The organism is Streptomyces sp. B15 (assembly GCF_018070605.1).
Lineage (GTDB): Bacteria > Actinomycetota > Actinomycetes > Streptomycetales > Streptomycetaceae > Streptomyces > Streptomyces smyrnaeus.
The window spans coordinates 66,644-87,617 of sequence record NZ_JAGPXJ010000023.1 but is presented as its reverse complement, the minus strand read 5'-3'; the positions used below and the strand labels follow the sequence as shown (position 1 = coordinate 87,617).

18 protein-coding genes are annotated in these 20,974 nt (G+C 70.1%); 15 read left to right on the top strand and 3 right to left on the bottom strand.

Going from position 1 to position 20,974, the window contains the following annotated elements:
- The first annotated feature begins 490 nt into the window (after positions 1-490).
- The 6 genes from KBY19_RS13685 (at position 491) to KBY19_RS13660 (ending at position 6,652) form a co-directional block, all read left to right on the top strand.
- Positions 491-1,894, top strand: a complete 1,404-nt coding sequence (locus tag KBY19_RS13685) for a glycoside hydrolase family 6 protein (RefSeq protein ID WP_099877597.1) — start codon at positions 491-493, stop codon at positions 1,892-1,894.
- A 164-nt stretch (positions 1,895-2,058) separates the two neighbouring features.
- Positions 2,059-2,586, top strand: coding sequence for a DUF2165 domain-containing protein (locus KBY19_RS13680; RefSeq protein WP_099877600.1), 528 nt, complete (start codon positions 2,059-2,061; stop codon positions 2,584-2,586).
- 177 nt (positions 2,587-2,763) lie between these two features.
- Complete coding sequence (locus KBY19_RS13675; RefSeq protein ID WP_099877602.1) at positions 2,764-3,675, top strand: glutaminase; 912 nt, start codon at positions 2,764-2,766, stop codon at positions 3,673-3,675.
- A gap of 154 nt (positions 3,676-3,829) precedes the next feature.
- A complete protein-coding gene (locus tag KBY19_RS13670; protein WP_210956942.1) occupies positions 3,830-4,402 on the top strand; it encodes a TetR/AcrR family transcriptional regulator in 573 nt (190 codons plus the stop codon).
- Between the two features lie 53 nt (positions 4,403-4,455).
- Positions 4,456-5,160, top strand: a complete 705-nt coding sequence (locus tag KBY19_RS13665; protein WP_210956943.1) for a nitroreductase — start codon at positions 4,456-4,458, stop codon at positions 5,158-5,160.
- A gap of 487 nt (positions 5,161-5,647) precedes the next feature.
- Positions 5,648-6,652 carry an amidinotransferase gene (locus KBY19_RS13660; RefSeq protein WP_307843505.1) on the top strand — a complete coding sequence of 335 codons (1,005 nt, stop codon included), beginning with the start codon at positions 5,648-5,650 and terminating at the stop codon, positions 6,650-6,652.
- A 32-nt stretch (positions 6,653-6,684) separates the two neighbouring features.
- Here the strand turns inward: KBY19_RS13660 and KBY19_RS13655 are convergent, their stop codons facing one another.
- Positions 6,685-7,680 (bottom strand): LacI family DNA-binding transcriptional regulator, encoded by a 996-nt coding sequence (locus KBY19_RS13655; protein ID WP_099877611.1) that lies wholly within the window; start codon positions 7,678-7,680, stop codon positions 6,685-6,687.
- 375 nt (positions 7,681-8,055) lie between these two features.
- Between KBY19_RS13655 and iolC the strand changes: the two genes are divergently transcribed.
- The 9 genes from iolC (at position 8,056) to KBY19_RS13610 (ending at position 19,762) form a co-directional block, all read left to right on the top strand.
- Positions 8,056-9,060: a 5-dehydro-2-deoxygluconokinase gene (gene iolC, locus KBY19_RS13650; protein ID WP_210965841.1), complete on the top strand. Its 1,005-nt coding sequence runs from the start codon at positions 8,056-8,058 to the stop codon at positions 9,058-9,060.
- Positions 9,050-9,931 carry an aldolase gene (locus KBY19_RS13645; RefSeq protein ID WP_099877617.1) on the top strand — a complete coding sequence of 294 codons (882 nt, stop codon included), beginning with the start codon at positions 9,050-9,052 and terminating at the stop codon, positions 9,929-9,931. Before iolC ends, KBY19_RS13645 begins: the two co-directional genes overlap by 11 nt.
- A 55-nt stretch (positions 9,932-9,986) precedes the next feature.
- Positions 9,987-11,873, top strand: a complete 1,887-nt coding sequence (gene iolD / locus KBY19_RS13640; RefSeq protein WP_210965840.1) for a 3D-(3,5/4)-trihydroxycyclohexane-1,2-dione acylhydrolase (decyclizing) — start codon at positions 9,987-9,989, stop codon at positions 11,871-11,873.
- Between the two features lie 293 nt (positions 11,874-12,166).
- Positions 12,167-13,117, top strand: coding sequence for a TIM barrel protein (locus KBY19_RS13635; RefSeq protein WP_210965839.1), 951 nt, complete (start codon positions 12,167-12,169; stop codon positions 13,115-13,117).
- 9 nt (positions 13,118-13,126) lie between these two features.
- Positions 13,127-14,581 carry a sugar porter family MFS transporter gene (locus tag KBY19_RS13630; protein WP_210965838.1) on the top strand — a complete coding sequence of 485 codons (1,455 nt, stop codon included), beginning with the start codon at positions 13,127-13,129 and terminating at the stop codon, positions 14,579-14,581.
- A gap of 82 nt (positions 14,582-14,663) precedes the next feature.
- Positions 14,664-15,683, top strand: coding sequence for a Gfo/Idh/MocA family protein (locus KBY19_RS13625; protein WP_210965837.1), 1,020 nt, complete (start codon positions 14,664-14,666; stop codon positions 15,681-15,683).
- Positions 15,680-16,549: a sugar phosphate isomerase/epimerase gene (locus tag KBY19_RS13620; RefSeq protein ID WP_099877632.1), complete on the top strand. Its 870-nt coding sequence runs from the start codon at positions 15,680-15,682 to the stop codon at positions 16,547-16,549. Before KBY19_RS13625 ends, KBY19_RS13620 begins: the two co-directional genes overlap by 4 nt.
- 162 nt (positions 16,550-16,711) lie before the next feature.
- Positions 16,712-18,367, top strand: coding sequence for a (2,3-dihydroxybenzoyl)adenylate synthase (locus tag KBY19_RS13615; protein ID WP_210965836.1), 1,656 nt, complete (start codon positions 16,712-16,714; stop codon positions 18,365-18,367).
- 27 nt (positions 18,368-18,394) lie between these two features.
- Positions 18,395-19,762: a salicylate synthase gene (locus tag KBY19_RS13610; protein ID WP_210965835.1), complete on the top strand. Its 1,368-nt coding sequence runs from the start codon at positions 18,395-18,397 to the stop codon at positions 19,760-19,762.
- 53 nt (positions 19,763-19,815) lie between these two features.
- On the opposite strand, the gene KBY19_RS13605 is transcribed toward KBY19_RS13610, so the two are convergent.
- Both KBY19_RS13605 and KBY19_RS13600 read right to left on the bottom strand, forming a co-directional pair.
- The gene (locus KBY19_RS13605; protein WP_099877641.1) at positions 19,816-20,241 is read right to left on the bottom strand and encodes a CBS domain-containing protein; all 426 of its coding nucleotides are present in this window, start codon (positions 20,239-20,241) and stop codon (positions 19,816-19,818) included.
- 99 nt (positions 20,242-20,340) lie between these two features.
- On the bottom strand, positions 20,341-20,937 hold the full coding sequence (locus tag KBY19_RS13600; protein ID WP_099877644.1) for a TetR/AcrR family transcriptional regulator: 597 nt from the start codon (positions 20,935-20,937) through the stop codon (positions 20,341-20,343).
- Positions 20,938-20,974 lie beyond the last annotated feature (37 nt).

The following is a 20,974-nucleotide window of genomic DNA, read 5'->3' as shown; positions in this document are numbered from 1 at the left end:
CGGCCAAGCACTTCCCAGGACTCGACGGGTGAGCCTAGTGGGGTCGGAGCCCATGGATGGGCATATTGAGCAGGGAGAGAGAGATCTGACTCCCATACGCCCGAAACGGCATATGCCCGGGGTCTCCGCCCCGTTGAGCAGCGCGGATCCGCGACGGGCCGGCCAGAGCAGCTGAGCGACAGGCGCACCTCGACGCAGCGCAGAGGAAGCCGGGTCGGCTGCCCTGTGCATGCACCGGGGACCGCCCCACCGGAGGCTCGCACCGCGGCCGGATCCGGTGCGCACACCCCCTTGCGGAACTCGGACTCCGCACTAACCTCCGTGGGAGCGCTTCCACTTGGGCGACACAAGTACCGTGTCGCGGCTATGGGAGCGGTTCCATGCCATGGGGGGCCCACGGGAGCCCGAGCGGGAGCCCGGCCGCAGGAGGGCCGGAGGGTCCGCGAGGGAACGTCCCGCACCGCAACAACCGTTGGAGGGAACACTTCATATGAGACAGCTCGCCGATCGACACCGCGGCAGTCGTCGCAACAGCAGAGCCGGCCGGCTCATCGGCACCGTCACCGCCGCTCTCGCCCTCACCCTCGGCCCGCTCGGTGCGGCCGGCTTCGCGCAGGAGTCCGGCTCCGACGTACAGGCCAAGCTGGACAACCCCTATGAGGGCGCGCAGTTATACGTGAACCCGGACTGGTCCGCGAAGGCCGCCGCCGAACCCGGCGGCGACGCCGTCGCCGACGAGGGCACCGGCGTATGGCTCGACCGCATCGCGGCGATCGAGGGCAACGCGGAGGCCATGGGCCTGCGGGAGCATCTCGACACCGCGCTGCAGCAGGCCGACGGCAATCCGATCACCGTCCAACTGGTCATCTACGATCTGCCCGGTCGCGACTGTTCGGCCCTCGCCTCCAACGGCGAACTCGAGCCGGAGGAGATCGGCCGGTACAAGAACGACTACATCAACCCGATCCGCGACATCCTGCGGGAGTACTCCTCGCGCAGCAATCTGCGGGTCGTGACGACGATCGAGCCGGACTCGCTGCCGAACCTCGTCACCAACACCAGCGGGCGGCCCACCGCCACCCCGGAGTGCGACGAGATGAAGCGGAACGGCAACTACGTCGAGGGCGTCGGCTACGCCCTCGCACAGCTCGGCGCGATCGACAACGTCTACAACTACGTCGACGCCGGTCACCACGGCTGGCTCGGCTGGGACAGCAATCTGCAGCCGGCGGCGGACGTCATGTTCGATGCCGCCAACGCGGCCGGCGCCACGCCCGCCGACGTCCACGGCTTCATCGTCAACACCGCCAACTACAGCGCGCTGAAGGAGGAGAACTTCTCCCTCACCGACTCGGTCAACGGCCAGCCGGTGCGGCAGTCGAAGTGGGTGGACTGGAACCAGTACCTGGACGAACTGAGCTTCGCGCAGGGCTTCCGCCAGGCCGCCGTCTCCGCCGGCTTCCCGTCCGACATCGGTATGCTCATCGACACCTCCCGCAACGGCTGGGGCGGTCCGGAGCGACCCACCGGTCCCGGCCCCGGGACGTCGGTCGACGCATACGTCGACGGCGGGCGCTACGACCGCCGCATCCACCCGGGCAACTGGTGCAACCAGGCCGGTGCCGGTCTCGGTGAGCGCCCGCAAGCCTCCCCGGCCGCCGGGATCGACGCGTATGTGTGGATGAAGCCGCCAGGTGAGTCCGACGGCTCCAGCACCGAGATCCCGAACGACGAGGACAAGGGCTTCGACCGCATGTGCGACCCCACCTATCAGGGCAACGCACGCAACGGCTACAACCCCTCCGGGGCGTTGCCGGACGCTCCGATCTCCGGCAAGTGGTTCCCGGCCCAGTTCCAGCAGCTGCTGAAGAACGCCTACCCCCCGGTGTCCTGAGAGCGGTCCGGCCGGTGTCCTGACCGGCTCCCTCCCCAGGACACCTCACGGACGGGCCGACTCCCCACCCACCGACGACGGCCGGGCCCCGCACCACGGGCCCGGCCGTCCGGCACCGCAGAGGCGGACTTCACCGACGGGCCTCGCTGATCCATAGTCGAGTCATGAGCGTCTCACCGGATCATCCTCGCCGCGTCTTCGGAGTCCGCGAGGCAGCAGCCGCGGTACTGACCGCGACGGTCGCCCTGTACATCGCGCTGGTCGCTTTCGGGAACATCACGGACTTCGACACCAACAGGCAGTTCGTACGCCATGTGCTGGCGATGGACACCACCTTCCGGGACGAGGACCTGATGTGGCGCGCGATCACCTCGCGCGCGTGGCAGGACGCGGCCTACGTCGCGATCATCGTCTGGGAGACGGTGGCCGCGCTCGTGCTGATCGCCGCGACCTGGCTGTGGCTTCGGCGCGACCTGCGGCGGGCCCGCCTGCTGTCCAGCGCCGGCCTGCTGATGCTCCTGCTGCTGTTCGGAGCGGGCTTCATCGCAGTGGGCGGCGAGTGGTTCGCCATGTGGCAGTCCGACAAGTGGAACGGACTGGATGCCGCCATCCGCGTCGTCCTGCTGAGCGGGCTGGCACTGCTGACGGTGCACTCCACGGGCGACCGCTCCGGCCCGGCACGGTCCGGCTAGGCCGGGGAAGCCGTTTCCGGCGCGGCTCGCCGACTCCCGGTGACCGCCCGGCCCGGGCGGCGCGCTCCTTGCAGGCTAGAGTCTCCGACCAGGCCTGACCTGCGAATCGGTGCCGCCAGCGGCGGCTCGTGCCGGGTGGGCACGAACGGCACCGGAAGCTCAGGAGAAGCGCGGACGATGGACTACCAGGCAGTGCTCGACGAGGTGGCGGCCACCGTGGCGCCTCAGGTCGGCCGCGGGCAGGCAGCCGGGTACATTCCAGCGCTGGCCGCGGTGGACCTGGGCGGCTTCGGTATGGCGGTCGCGGATGTGGACGGCTCGGTCACCGGGGTCGGCGACTGGGAGGTGCCCTTCTCCGTGCAGAGCATCTCCAAGACCTTCAGCCTGGCGCTCGTGCTGGCCCAGGACGGCGAGAGCCTGTGGCGACGCGTGGGACGGGAGCCGTCCGGCACCCCCTTCAACTCCCTGGTGCAGCTGGAGTACGAGAACGGCATCCCGCGCAACCCCTTCATCAACGCGGGAGCGCTGGTGGTCACCGATCGGCTGCAGTCGCTCACCGGTGAGGCCGGCACCGCCATGCTGGACTTTCTGCGCACCCAAAGCGGCAACCCGGCGGTCGCCTTCGACCCGGCCGTGGCCTCCTCCGAGTCCGAACACAGCGACCGCAACGCGGCCCTGGCACACTTCATGGCCAGCTACGGCAATCTGGACAACCCCGTCCCGACGGTGCTGGAGCACTACTTCTGGCAGTGCTCGATCTCCATGAGCTGCCGCGATCTGGCGCTCGCCGGCTCCTTCCTGGCCCGGCACGGGGTGGGATCGGACGGCTCCCGGCTGCTGCCCGCCCGCGAGGCCAAGCGGATCAACGCCGTCATGCTCACCTGTGGCACCTACGACGCGGCGGGCGACTTCGCGTACCGGGTGGGGCTTCCCGGCAAGAGCGGCGTCGGCGGCGGCATCCTCGCGGTGGTCCCGGGCCGGTGCACCCTGTGCGTGTGGAGCCCCGGCCTCGACCTGCGCGGCAACTCGGTGGCCGGGGTGGCAGCGCTGGACGCGTTCACCTCGCTGACCGGCTGGTCGGTGTTCTGAGCCGCGACCAGTCGGCCGGTGTTTCGAAACCGCTTCGGTGAGTCGCCGTTGACTCCCGTAGTACCGATCGGTACGCTCCTTGAGTACCGAACGGTACGTCGCCAGTTCGCGGGCCCTGAGCAGGGCCTCCGGCCGTCATGAGAAGGAGCGCGGGATGGAAGCGCGGTCACCGGCAGGACAGCGCGTCTGGAACGTCGCCTGCGACCTGTTCTACCGAGAAGGCATCCGCTCAGTCGGCGTAGCGGAGATCGCGGAGCGCTCCGGAGTGGGGAAGCCGAGCATCTACCGGAACTTCGAGTCGAAGGACCGCCTCGCGGTCGCCTATGTGGAGGCGCAGGCAGCACCTCCGCGTACCTGGTTGGAGGAGGCGCGCGCCGCCTGTCCCGACGACCCGTCGGCCCAACTGGAGTATGTGATCGGGGCCATCGCCGACCGGATCAGCGAACCGGACTTCCGCGGCTGTCCGCTGGCCAACGCCTGCGTCGAGTTCCCCGACCGCGAGCATCCGGTGCACCGGAAAGCCGGCGCGTTGAAGGCCGAGTACCTGGAGATGCTGGTCGAACTCGTCGCCCCGCTGCCGGTCCGCGACCCGCAGGGGCTGGCGTACATGCTCCAGATGCTGGTGGAAGGCGCCAACGTCACCACCCAGATCTTCTCCGCGGACCGCTCCGCCGCCGCGCTCAAGGAAGCGGCGACCCGCATCATCCGCTCCTACCTGGACCAGTGAGCGGACCGGCAACCGAATCCGACGCCCATCCCTACCGAGGACCCGAACAGCCCATGAGCACCACCCTGCCCTCCCCCGCCGACGCCTCCCTCCGCACCCACGCGGAGCAGCTCATACGTGGCCGTCGCGCCATCCGTGCCTTCCGCCCCGATCCCGTACCGGACGAAACACTCCGCTCCGTGTTCTCCCTGGCAGGCGCCGCCCCGTCCAACTCCAACACCCAGCCGTGGTGCGTCGAAGTGGTCAGCGGCAGTGCACGCGACCGGCTCGGTGCGGACCTGCGGGCCGCCCACGAAGCCGGTCGGATGACGCCGGACTTCCCCTACGACGAGGCCATGTACAGCGACATCCACAACGAGCGACGAGCTGCGGCAGGCGCTGCGATGTACGGGGCCCTCGGTATCGGCCGTCAGGACCACGCCGCACGCGCCGCGTACGACGTGGAGAGCCTGGACTTCTACGGGGCACCGCACGTCGCCCTGCTGTTCCTGCCCTCCAGCGCCGAGGTGCGGATGGCCGCCGACGTCGGCATGTACGGCCAGACGCTGCTCCTCGCGCTGACCGCACACGGTATCGCGAGCTGCCCGCAGGGCCTCCTCAGCTTCTACGCCGACACGGTGCGCCGCTCCCTGGACGTGCCGGAGGACCGGAAGCTGCTGCTCGGCATCTCCTTCGGCTACGCGGACCCGTCCGCTCAGGTGAACAGCATCACCGTCCCGCGCGCGGATCTGAGCGAGACCACCCGATTCACCGAGTAGCGCCGTGGCCCGGTGGGGCGGGGCTCAGCCGCAGTTGAGCCGCGCCTCGGGGCCCCGCACGCGGCCGTTCGCTGCCCGTATTCGGTGCAGCAGGCGCGCGCCCCCTGCCTCACGCTGTGCGCCCCGATGCCCCCGCTCCGCACTCTCGGGGGATCATCTGCTTGCATTCTTGCTTTCTCTCACCGGCGTTCCTCAAATGGGTACGCCGCATCAGCCCGATGTGACGACCCTCGATACCGACGGCGTTGCGGGAATCGGAGCCGAAAGGTACCGGACACGGTCGCATTCACTTGGACAGGCCCTGGTGACTCCTCGACCGAGATCCTCGCCGACCGCGGCACGGGGGCAGGCTGAAAGAAAGTGAGCCGGTATGACGAGTCGAACGATCCCCCCGAAAATCAAGGAAAGGGAGGCGACAACTCCCCGGGCAACTCCGCAGCGCTCCCTGAACTCCTGCACCGAGTGGGACCCGCTCAAGGAGGTGGTCGTGGGAACGCTCGCGGGCGCGGTGTTCCCCACGTGGCAGGACTCGATGGCCCACGTCGTGCCCGAGACGGCCCGCGCCGTCTTCCAGGAACGCGCCGGCCTTCCCTTCCCTGCCGCTCACCTTGAGGCCGCCGAAGCCGAGTTGGACACGTTGGCCGAGGTCCTGACCGCTGAGGGCGTCAACGTCATCCGGCCTGATGCCATGGATCATCAGCAGTCGTTCCGGACACCGGCGTGGGAGAGCACCGGCGGACTGTACGCGGGGATGCCCAGGGATCTGCTGATGGTCGTCGGGGACGCCCTGATCGAGGCACCGATGTCCTGGCGGTGCCGCCACCACGAAGTCGACGCCTTCCGTTCCCTGATCAAGTCCTACTTCCGGCGCGGAGCCCGATGGCTGCCCGCTCCCCGCCCGCAGCTGGTCGACGAGCTGTACCGCACCCCGTCAGGCGACCGCGCGAACGGTGACAGGTGGGCCGTCACCGAGTTCGAGCCGGTCTTCGACGCGGCCGATTTCCTCCGCTTCGGTACAGACCTGGTGGCCCAGCGCAGCCATGTGACCAACCAGTTCGGCATCGACTGGGTGCGGCGGAGCCTCGGCGAGGACTTCACCGTCTCCGTCATCGAGACGGACGACCCGCACGCCATGCACATCGATGCCACGCTGGCGCCGTTGGCTCCCGGAAAGCTGCTGGTGCATCCCGAACGCTATGTGCACTGCGACCTGTTCGACGGGTGGGAGATCCGGCCGGCGCCACAGCCCACGCTGCCGGACAGCTGGCCCATGTACTTCTGCAGTCCGTGGGTCAGTATGAACGTCCTGTCACTCGACCCGGAGACAGTGGTGGTGGAGCGTCAGGAACTGCCGCTGATCGAAGCCCTCACGGACTGGGGGTTCCGCTGCGTTCCCGTCGACTTCCGCCACGTCTACAGCTTCGGAGGCTCCTTCCACTGCGTCACCTTGGACACCGTGCGCGAGGGAGGAGCTCACAAGTATCTGGCCTGATCGCAGGCCCGCGGGCCCGCCGTCCCCGCCCGTCATTCCTCGCGGGGCGGCCCGCTGGTGTCCCGGATCACCAGCTTCGGGTCGATGACTGCCTCCTGTGGTTCGAGCGTCTTGTTGTCGAGCCGTCGCACCGCGAAGCGGACCGCGTACTCGGCCATCAGCACGGCGTCCTGACGCACTGTCGTCAGGCCGACGGGCATGAGGTGCGAGAGGTGGCTGTCGTCGTAGCCGACGACGGACACCTCTCCCGGGACCTCGACACCAGCCCGGCCGAAGGCCATCAACAGCCCCATGGCGCACCGGTCGTTGGCCGCCAGTACCGCGGTGGGCAGCGGCTGTCCGGCGTCGCGTTCCGCGACCAGGAGCCGTCCGGCGTCGATGCCCGACTCCTCGGTGTGGCTGCCCGGGATCACACGGATGTCGGACGCCAGCCCGTGCCGGCGCATCGCGGCGCGGTAGGCGCGTCGGCGTTCGACCGAGCCGGGGCCGCGGCCGCCGTCGATGTGGACGATGCGGCGGTGCCCCTTCTCGACGAGGTGGTCCATGGCCTGTCGTACGCCTTTGCCCTCGGCGCTGTGGACGACGTCGATCAGTGATCCGGGCATCCGGCGGCTGACCGAGACGGCCACCGTGCGCCTTCCGAGCGCGTCGAGGTCCGCGGCCGTCGAGTCCGGCCCGAGCAGGATCACCGCTTCGCAGCGGTGGCTGAGCAGCGCCTCGACGGCCTTCGGCTCCCCTCGGCCCTGTCCTGTCGCGGAGAGCAGCACGTCGTAGCCGTGGCACTCGGCCTCGGCGTAGATCCCTTCGATCAGATCGGCGTGGAAGGTCTGGTGCACGGTGAACATCACGCCCAGGGCCCGGCTGCGGCCACGGGCCAGGAGGCGGGCGGCGCTGTCGGGCCGGTAGCCGAGCTCGTCGGCCACCCGCAGCACCCGTTCGCGGGTCTCCTGGCCGGCCCCCGGCTGGTTGCGGAAGACGATCGAGACCAGTGCCCGGGAGACGCCTGCCTTCGCGGCGACGTCCGCCATCGTGGGACGCTGCTTGCCCGTCGCTGCCACCTGTCGTCTCACTCTCCCGCTCTCCCGCGGTCCCGCGGTGCCTCCGCGGTCCCCCGGTTCCTCCGAGCCGCCGCGTTCCGTCGCCGGGCTGCTTCCGGTTGGGCTCCGCTCCTCGGCGTTTCGCGGCGACGTTTCTCGGCGTTCGCCCGCACGGTATCGCGCGAGGCTGGATGTTCCGCACGGGGCGTCCCGTCGAACTCCCGGCACATCTCAGCGCGACAACCTATTGACATGACATTTGCACGGGGTTCATCGTACTCGAACTAGAGCGCGCTAGTAGAGCGCGCCAGTCCAGCCACCACCCCACCATCCCGGGGTCTTCCGGTGCGAAGGGAAACCAGCGTGATGTCGTTCGAAGTGCTGACCATGGGCCGTGTCGGAGTGGATGTGTACCCGCTCCAGAGCGGCGTCGGGCTGCCGGAGGTCACTTCGTTCGGCAAGTACCTCGGCGGCAGCCCCACCAACGTCGCGGTGGCCGCCTCCCGCCACGGACACCGCGCCGCGGTGATCACGAAGACGGGCCGCGACCCGTTCGGCGACTTCGTCCGCACGGCCCTCGACGGCTATGGCGTCAGCACCCGGTTCGTCGGTATCTCGGACATCGCGCCCACTCCGGTCACCTTCTGCGAGATCTTCCCGCCCGACGATTTCCCGCTCTGGTTCTACCGGCTGCCGAAAGCCCCCGACCTGGACATCCGCCCGGACGAGCTGGACCTGGGCGCCGTCCGCCACGCGCGGATCCTCTGGATCACCGGCACCGGGCTGGCCGAGGAACCGAGCCGCTCGGCCACCCTGGCCGCGCTGGAGCACCGGGCGAAGTCGGGCACCACCGTCTTCGATCTCGACTGGCGCCCGATGTTCTGGCCCGACGCCGACGCCACGGCGGCCCGCGCGTACTACGCAGAGGCCCTGCGGCACACCACCGTCGCCGTCGGAAACCTGGCCGAGTGCACCGTGGCCACCGGTGAGCACGAGCCGTACGCCGCCGCGCGGGCGCTGCTCGCGACCGGGGTGGAACTGGCGGTCGTGAAGCGGGGTCCAGCGGGCGTGCTGGCCATGGACGCCGAGGGCCGCACGGTAGAGGTACCGCCCGCTCCGGTGGAGGTCGTCAACGGGCTCGGGGCCGGTGACGCCTTCGGCGGCGCCCTCTGCCACGGCCTGCTGGCCGGGTGGGACACCCGGCGCACGACGGCCTTCGCCAACGCGGCAGGCGCACTCGTCGCGGGCCGGCTCGCCTGCTCCGACGCCATGCCCACCGAGGCCGAGGTCGAAGACAAGCTGCGCGCGACGAGCGTGACGAGCGCGAGCACGAGCAGGGCGACGAGCGACGAGGTGAACAGTGCTGTCTGAGAAGGTGAGCCGCCTCGTGGAGACCCGGGTCAACGATCCGGGCGCCATCGCCGCCGCGGCTGCCCGACGGGTGAAGGCCACCTCCCTGTTCGGCGAACACGGCAAGGCGATGATCATTGCCGCCGACCATCCCGCTCGGGGTGCCAACGCGGTGGGCTCGGACCCGTTCGCCATGGCAGACCGGTTCGAGCTGCTGGAGCGGATGTGCCTGGCGCTGGAGCGGCCCGGGGTGACCGGGGTCCTGGCCACCGCCGACATCCTGGAGGACCTGCTGCTGCTCGGCGTTCTGGACGGCAAGAGCGTCTTCGGGTCGATGAACCGCGCCGGGCTGGCGGGTTCGGTCTTCGAGATCGACGACCGCTTCACCGGGTACGACGCCGAGACGATCGCCGCGATGGGGTTCGACGGCGGCAAGATGCTCACCCGTATCGCCCTCGACGACCCGGCGACCCCGGCGGCCTTGGAGAACACCGCCCGCGCCGTCGACGCGTTGAACGACCGCCGGCTCATCGCCATGGTGGAGCCGTTCTGGTCCTGCTGGCAGGACGGGCGGATACGCAACGACCTCTCCCCGGACGCGGTCGTCAAGTCGGTCACCGTCGCCTCCGGTCTGGGACGGCGCAGCGCCCACACCTGGCTGAAGCTGCCGGTCGTGGCCGATCCGGAGGCGATGGAACGCGTACTGGCCTCCTCGACGCTGCCCGCGCTGCTGCTGGGCGGTGAGGTCGAGGACCCCGACACCGCCTTCGCCTCCTGGGGCCGGGCCCTCAAGCTGCCCACCGCACAGGGCCTGGTCGTGGGGCGCTCCCTCCTCCACCCCGCGGACGGTGATGTCGCCGGTGCCGTGGACCGGGCGGTGGAGCTGCTGTGAGCGACACGAACAAGGACCAGGTGTCCAACCCTCCGGTGTCCAAGGAGAAGAACCGATGACCGCAACCGTCCGCCTCACCACCGCGCAGGCCCTGGTGCGCTTCCTGGCCAACCAGTACAGCGAGCGTGACGGGCACGAGCAGCGGCTGATCCCCGGCGCGTGGGGAATCTTCGGACACGGCAACGTGGCAGGCCTCGGGCAGGCACTGTTGCAGGCGGCGGTCGCCGAAGAAGCCGATCTGCCCTACTACCTGGCGCGCAACGAGCAGGGCATGGTGCACGCGGCGGTGGCGTACGCGAAGATGCGCGACCGGCTCTCGGCATTCGCGTGCACGGCGTCGACCGGGCCCGGCTCCACGAACATGCTCACCGGTGCGGCACTGGCGACGACCAACCGGCTGCCGGTGCTGCTGCTCCCCAGCGACATGTTCGCCACCCGCGCGCCCGATCCCGCACTCCAGCAGCTGGAGGACACCAGAAGCGGGGATGTGACGGTCAATGACGCCTTCCGGGCCGTCTCGAAGTACTTCGACCGGATCTCGCGGCCCGAACAGCTGCTCTCGGCGGCACCGGCTGCCATGCGGGTGCTGACCGATCCGGTGGAGACGGGCGCCGTCACGCTGGCGCTGCCGCAGGACGTGCAGGCCGAAGCGTTCGACTGGCCGGCCGACTTCTTCCGGCGCCGGGTGTGGCATGTGGGCCGCCCGGTGCCGGAACCGGCCGCTGTGGTGCGGGCCGCACAGCTGCTGCGTCGGGCGAGAAGGCCACTGATCGTCGCGGGCGGCGGCACGGTCTACTCCGGTGCCTGCACCCAGCTGCGGGCTTTCGCCGAGGCCACCGGCATCCCCGTGGCCGACACCCACGCGGGCAAGGGCGCGGTGGCCTGGGACCACCCCTGCGCGGTGGGCGGGATCGGCTCGACCGGCGCGTACGCAGCCAACGAGCTGGCACGCGAGGCGGATGTCGTGCTGGGCATCGGTACCCGCTATTCGGACTTCACCACCGCGAGCCACACGGTCTTCGGCAATCCGGACGTCATGTTCGTCAACCTCAATGTGGCCCGCCTGGACGCGGTGAAACACGCGGCCGAGCCGCTGGTCGCCGACGCCCGGCTGGGTATCGAGGCGATGGCGGGGGCGCTGGCCGGCCGGTACGTCACCGACGACTACCGCCGCCGCAGCCGTGCACTGATCGCCCGCAACCGGGAGATCGAGGAGGAGTGCTTCGCACCCGGTCGCGGCGGCGGTCGGCTGCCTGCTCAGACGCAGATCCTGGGTGCGCTCAACGACGCCTTGGACGAGCGCGACGTGGTCATCAACGCGGCCGGTTCCATGCCCGGCGATCTGCAGCAGCTGTGGCGGGCCCGGGACCCGAAGGCGTACCACGTGGAGTACGCGTACTCGTGCATGGGCTACGAGGTGGCCGCCGGGGTCGGCGCCAAGATGGCCGACCCGACGCGTGAGGTGGTCGTCCTGGTCGGGGACGGCTCCTATCTGATGATGGCCCAGGAGATCGTGACCATGGTGTCCGAGGGGCTGAAGGTCATCATCGTCCTGGTCCAGAACCACGGCTTCGCCTCCATCGGTTCGCTCTCCGAGGCCCTCGGCTCGCAGCGCTTCGGCACCAGCTACCGCTTCCGCAACGACGACTCCGGGCTGCTGGACGGGGACGTGCTCCCCGTCGATCTGGCCGCCAACGCCGCCTCCCTCGGTGCCGAGGTGCTGCACACCGAGGGCGTCGAGGAATTCCGCACGGCGATGGAGAAGGCCAAGGCCGCCGATCGCACCACCGTCGTCCACGTGGAGACCGACCTGTACGGGCCCAACCCGCCCGCACACGGATGGTGGGACGTACCCGTGAGCCAGACCTCGGCGCTCGACTCCACCCGCGCCGCCTACCAGGCGTACGCCGCCCACAAGGCCACCCAACGCCACTACCTGTAGGTCGCCGGCCCGTCCGGCACGCCCCCGCGAAGGAAGCCCCGCCGTGAAGCCCGTCCCGCACCGGGCCAACGGCGGTCCCGCCACACATGGTGGGGGCGCGCGGGGCCGGAAGGCCGTCGAGTCCACCCACGGCCTCGGCGGCACCCTCTCCCCACCAGGGTCGAAGCCGTCTTCCTCGGCGGCTCCCACGGCCGCGCAGGAGAACCCCGCGCGGCCCGCCCCGTCGCGTACACCACCGTCGCGCCGGATCGATGCCTCCCCTCCCCCCTCTCTCCCCTAAGGACTGATCCACCATGGCAACGGCGCCGTCCGAGCTTCGTACCGTCGCAGGCAATCTGTGCCTCGGCTCAGCTCCCGACTCGTGGGGTGTCTGGTTCCCCGAGGACGAGCACCAGGTCCCCTACACCCGCTTCCTCGACGAGCTCGCACAGGCCGGCTACACCTGGCTGGAGCTCGGGCCCTACGGCTATCTGCCCACCGATCCGGCCGTCCTCGCCGAAGAGCTCGCGGTGCGCGGGCTGCAGGTCTCCGGAGGTACCGCCTTCGGCGGGCTGCACCGCCCCGAGGCGTGGGGCGAGGTGCTCGCCCACGTCCGGAAGGTGGCGGAGCTCACAGCTGCCGCGGGCGCCCATCATCTCGTCCTCATTCCGCCCATGTACCGGGACGAGAAGACCGGCGACTTCACTGAGTCCCCCGAGCTGAGCCCACAGCAGTGGGCCGGCTTCGGCCGGAACGCCGACCGCCTCGGTAAGCTGTTGCTCGACGAGTACGACGTCCGGCTGGTCCTCCACCCGCACGCGGACAGCCACATCCAGACCCAGCCCGAGATCGAGCGGCTGCTCAACGAGTCCGACAGCCGGTACACGAATCTGTGTCTGGACACCGGTCACGTCGCGTACGGCGGTGGTGACAACCTCGATCTTGTGCGCCGCTTCGGCGCGCGCGTCGAATATGTGCACATCAAACAGATGGACCCGGCGGTGCTGGCGCAGGTCGCCGACGAGAACCTCTCCTTCGGGGAGGCCGTCAAGCGGGGCGTATGCGTCTCGCCGCCCGACGGGATACCGGATCCGGCCGAGGTGGTGGACGCCCTCTCCAGGCTCGACGCGGAGCTGTTCGTCATCGTCGAGCAGGACCTGTACCCGTGCGCTCCGCAGGTGCCGTTCCCCATCGCGGTGCGCACCCGTGAGCACCTGGCCGGCTGCGGCCTGACCGGAACCCGACGCCCGAACAACGACCGGTAGGAGGCGGCCATGGATGTCAGAGACGAACCGACCAGCGGTGAAACGACCCCGCATCCGGCGCCTTCCGTGCCGTCCACGGCGCGCGACGACGCGCCACCGGCCGTGCGGCGCCGGTTGCGGCTCATCACCCTGATCGCCACCTTCGGCGGGCTGCTCTTCGGCTACGACACGGGTGTGATCAACGGTGCGCTGCCGTACATGACCGACGACCTGGGCCTGACCCCGGTCACCGAGGGCATGGTCACCAGTTCGCTGCTGCTCGGCGCGGCCCTCGGAGCGGTCACCGGCGGCCGACTCTCGGACGCGCGGGGACGACGGCGCAACATCCTGCTGCTGGCCGCGGTCTTCTTCGTCGGCGCACTGGGCTGCTCCCTCGCCCCCAACACCGAGGTCATGATCGTGGCCCGGTTCGTGCTCGGTCTCGCGGTCGGCGGCGCGTCGGTGACGGTGCCCGTCTACCTCGCGGAGATCTCGCCCGCCGAGCGGCGGGGCGCGCTGGTCACCCGCAACGAACTGATGATCGTCAGCGGTCAGCTGCTGGCGTTCACCTGCAATGCGGCCCTCGCCCGGGTGGGCGGCGAGTCCGACGGCGTCTGGCGCTGGATGCTGGTGCTGGCGACCCTGCCGGCCGTGGTGCTGTGGTTCGGCATGCTGGTGATGCCGGAGAGCCCCCGCTGGCTGGCCACCAAGGGCCGATTCCCCGACGCGCTCGCGGTCCTCCAGCAGGTCAGGTCGCAGGCGCGGGCGGAGGCCGAGCTGAGCGAGGTCTCCGCGCTGGCAGTCAAGGACGAGCAGGCGAAGCTGGGCGGCTGGAAGGACATGCGGGCCACCCCCTGGGTGCGCAAGCTGATGTTCGTCGGCCTCGGCATCGCGATCGTGCAGCAGATCACCGGCGTCAACACGATCATGTACTACGGCACCCAGATCCTCACCGAGGCGGGCTTCGCCTCGGACAACGCACTCACGGCGAACATCGCCAACGGTGTGATCTCGGTGCTCGCCACCTTCGTCGGCATCTGGCTGCTGGGGCGCGTCAGCCGCCGCCCGATGCTGATGACCGGACAGCTGGGGACCACCGCGGCGCTGCTGCTGATCGGTGTCTTCTCCCTGACCATGGAGTCCGGCGCCGGACGTGCCTTCGCGGTGCTGGCCATGACCATCACCTTCCTGGCCTTCCAGCAGGGCGCGATCTCGCCGGTGACCTGGCTGATGCTCTCGGAGATCTTCCCGACGCGGATGCGGGGCTTCGGAATGGGCGTCGCGGCTGTGGTGCTGTGGCTGACCAACTTCGTCATCGGGCTGGTCTTTCCCTCCCTGGTCTCCGGGATCGGGGTCTCGAACACCTTCTTCCTGTTCGTGGTGCTGGGCCTGTTCTCCTTCGCCTTCGTGAAGCTCTACGTCCCCGAGACGAAGGGGCGCACCCTCGAACACCTCGAGGACGAGCTGCGCGCCCGCTTCTCCTGATCTCTTCTCCCCCTCTTCTCCCCCTCACCGTCCCCCGGGGCGCGGCCCGACGGCGCCCCGGGGGACGTGGAAAGGAATCCCCATGACAGTGCGTATAGGGGTCATCGGTGCCGGGATGATCGGCCAGGAGCACATCCGCCGGCTCACCGATGTCGTCGCCGGCGCCCGGGTCACGGCGGTCACCGACATCGACGGCGCCCGGGCGGACGAGACGGCGGCCCGGGTCGGCGCGGCCACGTTTCCCGACGGCCCGGCGCTCGTCGCGGCGGACGACATCGACGCCGTACTCGTCACCTCCTGGGGCCCCACCCACGCCGAGCATGTGCTGGACGCCGTCGCGGCGGGCAAGCCGGTCTTCTGCGAGAAGCCGCTCGCGACCAGCGCGGAGGACTGTCTGCGCATCGTCGAGGCCGAGCGCGCGCACGGCCGGCGGCTGGTCCAGGTCGGCTTCATGCGCCGCTACGACGCCGGATACCGGCAGCTGAAGGAGGTGCTGGACGGCGGCTCCATCGGTCCCCCGCTGATGGTGCACTGCGCCCACCGGAACCCCACCGTGCCGGACGCCTACCACTCCGCCATGGCCGCCCAGGACACGGCCGTGCACGAGATAGACGTACTGCGCTGGATGCTGGCGGACGAGATCGTCTCGGCCCAGGTGGTCACCCCGCGCTCGACCAGCAAGCGGTTCGCGCACCTCAAGGACCCGCAGATCATGCTCTTCGAGACCGCGAAGGGCGTGCGTATCGACCTCGAGGTGTTCGTCAACTGCCAGTACGGCTACGACATCCAGTGCGAGACCGTCGGTGAGGACGGGCTGGTCCGGCTGCCCGACCCGGCGGCCGTCGGCATTCGTACCGCCGGACGGCACGGCACCGCCGTGCTGCAGGACTGGAAGGGCCGGTTCGCCGACGCGTTCGACACCGAGTTCCGCGAGTGGGTCGCCTCGGTCGAGGCGGGCGACGAGCCCACCGGTCCGTCCGCCTGGGACGGTTACGCCGCCACCGTCATCACCGACGCCGCGGTCCGGTCCCTCGAATCGGACCAGCAGCCCGTCACCGTCGACATGAAGCCCCGCCCCGCTCTCTACGGAGGCCTCGCGTGAAGATCGCCCTCGACCCCTACATGCTCCGCTCGCTGCCGCTCGACGAGATGGTGCGCACCGTCGCCGAACTCGGCTACGAGTACATCGAGTTGTCGCCGCGCGACGACTTCATGCCGTTCTTCCGGCACCCTCGCGCGGACGACGACCGCGTCGCCCAACTGAAGGACTCGCTACGGCGGCACGGCGTCAAGCTCTCCTCGGTACTGCCGCTGTACAAGTGGTCCTCGCCCGACGAGACCGAGCGGCAGGCCGCCGTGCGCTACTGGAAGCGGATGATCGAGATCACGGCCGAGCTCGAATGCCCGCTGATGAACTCCGAGTTCAACGGCCGCCCGGAGCGTGCCGCCGAGAGCGAGGCGGCCTTCTGGCGCTCGATGGAGGAGTTGCTGCCCGTCTTCGAACGCGAGGGCATCGGGCTGAACCTGGAGGCGCACCCTGACGACTTCTGCGAGGAGAACACCCCCGCGGTCGACCTCGTCCGCGCCCTCAACAGGCCCTGGGTGGGCTACCTCTACTGCGCCCCTCACTCCTTCCATCTTTCGGGGCCCGCGCAGACCGGTGCGGACATCGCGGCGATGCTGCGCTACGCGGGAGACAAGCTCCGCCATGTACACATCGCCGACACCTTCAACCACAAGGGCTCGTCCGGGCTGCGCTACATCCTCAACCCTCCGGGCACCCCCGCCCGTATCCATCAGCACCTCGACATCGGCCAGGGCGAGGTCGACTGGGACGCCTTCTTCGGCACCCTGCGCGAGCTGGGTTTCGACGGCGTGGCCACCGCCTGTGTCTTCGCCTGGGAGGAGCGCGCACATGAGTCCTCGGCCCTGATGCTGGAGCGTATCTCGAAGGAACTCATCGGCTGAGCGGCGACCGGGCATCCGGTCCGATGAACGCCTGCCGTACCCGATCGAGTGGAAAACAGAAAGCGGCACGCTGGCCCGACCGTGCCCTCGCTATTCTGCTGCCAAGAAGGGGACAGGGCCGCAGGGTGCGAGAGGGCACGGTGGGGGAAAAGCATGCGCCGCATGGGACAGGTATTTTGGCCGAATTCCGTCGCGGCGGATTACGAATGCCGGGGGTATTGGCGCCGCCAATTGCTGGGGGACCTTCCGCGGAAGTGGGCGGCGCGGCACGGCGACCGGGTAGCGGTGGTGGACGATCACCGCTCACTGACCTACGCGGAACTCGCCGCGATCACCGAGAGGACGGCGGCAAGGCTGCTGCGGTCGGGCCTGCGTGACGGCGACAACCTGGTGCTGCAGCTCCCCAACAGCTGCGAGTTCGTCGCACTGCTGCTGGGCTGCATGCGCGCGGGGATCGCACCGGTGATGGCGCTCCCGCAGTACCGCGAGCACGAACTGGTCCACCTGGTCCGCACCACGGACGCCGCCGCGATCGCGGTGGCGGGCCAGGAGTGGGGGTGCGACTACGAACAACTCGCCCACCGGGTCGCCGAGATGAGCGATCGGCGCTGCCGGGTCCTCGTCGCGGGCGAGCCGGGGCGGCCCGCCTCCGTCTCCCTGCGCCCCGCTCTCGAACGCCGTCCCGCCGCGGCGCGGGAGGAGGCCGACGGCACCGGCACGCCGCCGGACCTGCCGTCTCCGCTGCCGGACGATCTGGCGCTGCTGCTGCTGTCCGGCGGCACGACGAGTGGTGCGCCGAAACTGATCGGTCGCACGCACAACGACTACGAGTACAACTTCCGACGTATGGCCGAGTTGTGCGGCTTCGACGAGCGCACCGTGTATCTGGCGGTCCTGCCCGCCGGGCACAATTTCACGCTCGGCTGCCCCGGCGTGCTCGGTGCCCTGTCGACCGGCGGCAAGGTGGTGCTGGTCTCCTCACCCGCCCCCGAGGCCGCTTTCGCGGCGATCGACAGGCACGCGGTGACCGCCACCGCGCTGGTGCCCTCCCTCGCCCAGCGGTGGCTCGACAGCGTCGCGGGAACCCGCTACGACACCTGTGGCCTCGCCCTCGCCCAGGTGGGCGGGGCGCGGTGCCCGGAGTCCGTGGTCACCGGGCTCCAAGGGGCGTTCGGCTGCACCGTGCAGCAGGTGTTCGGCATGGCTGAGGGCCTGCTGAACTGCACGCGGCTCGACGACCCGGCCGTGATCGTGCGCGGCACCCAGGGCCGTCCCATCAGCCCCGGTGACGAGATCAGGATCGTCGACGCCGAGGGCAGGCCGGCGGAGCGGGGCGAGTTGCTGACCCGGGGGCCCTGCACACCGCGCGGGTACTTCCGCGGGGGCACGCACAACAGCCGCAGCTTCACGGCCGACGGCTGGTACCGCACCGGTGACATCGTGCGCCGGCATCCGAGCGGCAATCTGGTGGTCGAGGGCCGCACCAAGGATCTGATCAACCGGAACGGGGAGAAGATCTCCGCGGCGGAGGTCGAGGATCTGGCGTGCCTCATCCCCGGCGTGCGCGCGGCCGTCGCCGTACCGGTGCCCGACCCTGCCACCGGGGAGCGCCTCGGACTCGGCGTCGTACTGCGGCACGGCAACGGGCTCGACCTGGACCAGGTGAGAACCTTCCTCACCGGAAAGGGCGTCGCCAGGTTCAAACTCCCGGAATATCTGCACGTCCTGCCGGAAATCCCGCTGACGCCCCTCGGCAAGCCCGACAAGAAAAAGGTTCGGGACTTTCTCCTCGCTGACCGGTCCGTCGAAACCGTGTGAGCCCGACGACAAGAAAGAGAGACGGACTTGGCCGCAAGGTCTCGTTACGAGGAATTCTGTGCCGAACTGTCGGCGGACCCGTTGTCGGCCGCCGTGGGCCTGGTCCGGTCGAATCTTTTCGACCGGTACCTGGTGTACGAGAAGAACGGCGTCTTCACCGTGGCCGGAGGAATCGCCGGCCAAGTGGTCGCCGACCACGCCCGGATCCGGGCCGTGTGGCAGAACACCGAGACCTCACTCCCCTGGGATGCCAAGGATCTACGTCCGTTGGCGGGACTCCTCGACTCACTGCCGGTGGCGGACTGGCGGGTCTACGGGTGGGCCGCCTTCGAGCTCTCCTACCCGCGTGCGGGCCTTCCCGTGCCCCCTTCCGCCGACCCGCTCCTGCATCTGGTACTGCCCAGGGTCGAGGTGTCCTTCAGCCCCGGGCAGGTGCGGGGGCGGGCGTTGGACGGCGTGGAGCGGGAGAAGGTGCTGGAGCAGCTTCTGGAGTGCGCCGGAACGCCGCCCGGCGGGGACGACGGCGCCGAAGCGGTGCAGCCCCGCTGCCTGGGGGTCGAGGGAGACGACGCGGCCGCCTACCAGGAGGCGGTACGTCAGGCGGTGGAGCACATCGAGCAGCGTCGGCTGCAGAAGGTCATCCTCTCCCGCGTGCTGCCCGTGGACTTCGAGGTGGACCTCGTCGGCACCTACGCCGCCGGGCGGCGCCGCAACACACCCGCACGGTCCTTCCTCTTCGACTTCGGGCAGCTGCGGGGAGCCGGTTTCAGCCCCGAGACGGTGGCCGAGGTCTCCCCCGAGGGCGTGGTGACCACCCAGCCGCTGGCGGGTACGCGGGCCCGCTCCGACGTCAGGGAGATCGACGAGCGCCTGCGGTCGGACCTGCTGCGCAACGCCAAGGAGATCTACGAGCACGCGATCTCGGTCAAGGCGTCCTTCGAGGAACTGCAGCACGTGTGCGACCCGGCCAGTGTGCGGGTGAACGACTTCATGTCCGTCAAGCAGCGCGGCAGCGTCCAGCACCTGGGCTCCCGCGTCACCGGCGACCTGGCGGCGGAACGCACCGCCTGGGACGCCTTCACCGCGCTGTTCCCCGGCATCACGGCGTCCGGCATCCCCAAACCCGCCGCCTACCGGGAGATCCGGCAGCACGAGCCGTCCATGCGCGGACCCTACGCGGGCGCGGTGCTCACGGCCGGGGCGGACGGCGGTCTGGACGCCGCACTCGTGCTGCGCAGCGTCTTCCAGCGCGACGGGCGCACCTGGCTGCGGGCCGGCGCCGGAATCGTGGAGCAGTCCGATCCGGCCCGGGAGTACGAGGAGACCTGCGAGAAGTTGCGCAGCGTGGCGGGCTGCCTGATGCCGCAGCCCTCCTCCGCCGTGCTGCTCGGCTGAGCCTCCCGGGGGGAAGCCCGTACCCGGCGGCAGGTCGCCGCCGGGTACGGGTCTCAGGCGTAGACCTGCTCGACGAACTCGGCGAGTTGGTCGTCGCTGAGGTGGTGGGCGAGATCGGTCTCGCTGATCACGCCGACCAGGCGTTTGTTCTCGTCGATGACCGGCAGGCGCCGGATCTGGTGGGTCTCCATCTCGCGGAGGACCTCGTTCAGATCCGCGTCCGCGCTGACCCAGCGCGGGGTGCCCTCGCACAGGTCCCCTGCCGTGACACGTGAGGGATCGCGTCCCGCCGCGACACAGCCGACGACGATGTCACGGTCGGTGATGATGCCGCACATCCGCTCGTTGGGGTCGTTGGGGTCGCTCACCGGCAGGGCACCCACATCGAGTTCACGCATGAGCTGGGCGGCCCGGTCGAGGGTCTCGGTGGCGGGCACCCACCGGGCGCCGGGGTGCATGATGTCGGCTGCGGTGGTCATGGCGTTCTCCTGTCGACGCAGTTCAGCCCTTCGATTCCGCCCCTCGTCCATCGTGGCCGCCGTGGCCGGATTACGCCATTCGGGCCCTGTGTGCCGGGCTCAGCCGTCGGTGCGCGCGGCACCCGGCGCCCCCGCGCGCAGGCCGTCCATCACCAGGTCGAGGAGGCGGTCGGCGCGCGCCTGCCAGTCGTCGTGGGGGCCGATCTGCCACAGTCCGGCGATGGCGAGGAGGAAGTCCTGCGGTGTCACTCCGGGGCGGATGGTGCCGGCCCGCTCGTTCGCCTCCAGGAGGCTGGTGACCGCCCGGGTCACCGGTGCGTGCCCGAGTCCGGCCAGTGAGCCGCATGTGCTGGTGGCCGCGCGCAGCGCGTCGGCGAGGCCCGCCTTGGCCAGGGCGTACTGGGCGAGCCGGTCCATCCACTCGCGCAACGCGCGGTCCGGCGGCCGGGTGCGCAGCAACTGGTCCGCCGCCTCGGCCACTTGCTGGACCTCGTAGCGGTAGACCTCCAGCACCAGGGCCTCCCGGCTGGGGAAGTTGCGGTAGAAGGTGCCCTGGCCGACGCCTGCCTTCTTGGCGATGGTGCTCAGGGGGGCGTCCGCCGCGCGGGTCAGCTCCGTCAGTGCCACCTCGAGGATGCGTTCGCGGTTGCGTTGCGCGTCCGAGCGCAGCGGGGTGTCGGACCTTTGGTGCCGCACTCGTCCTCCTCCTTCCGCCCCGGCGCGGAACTGGGTG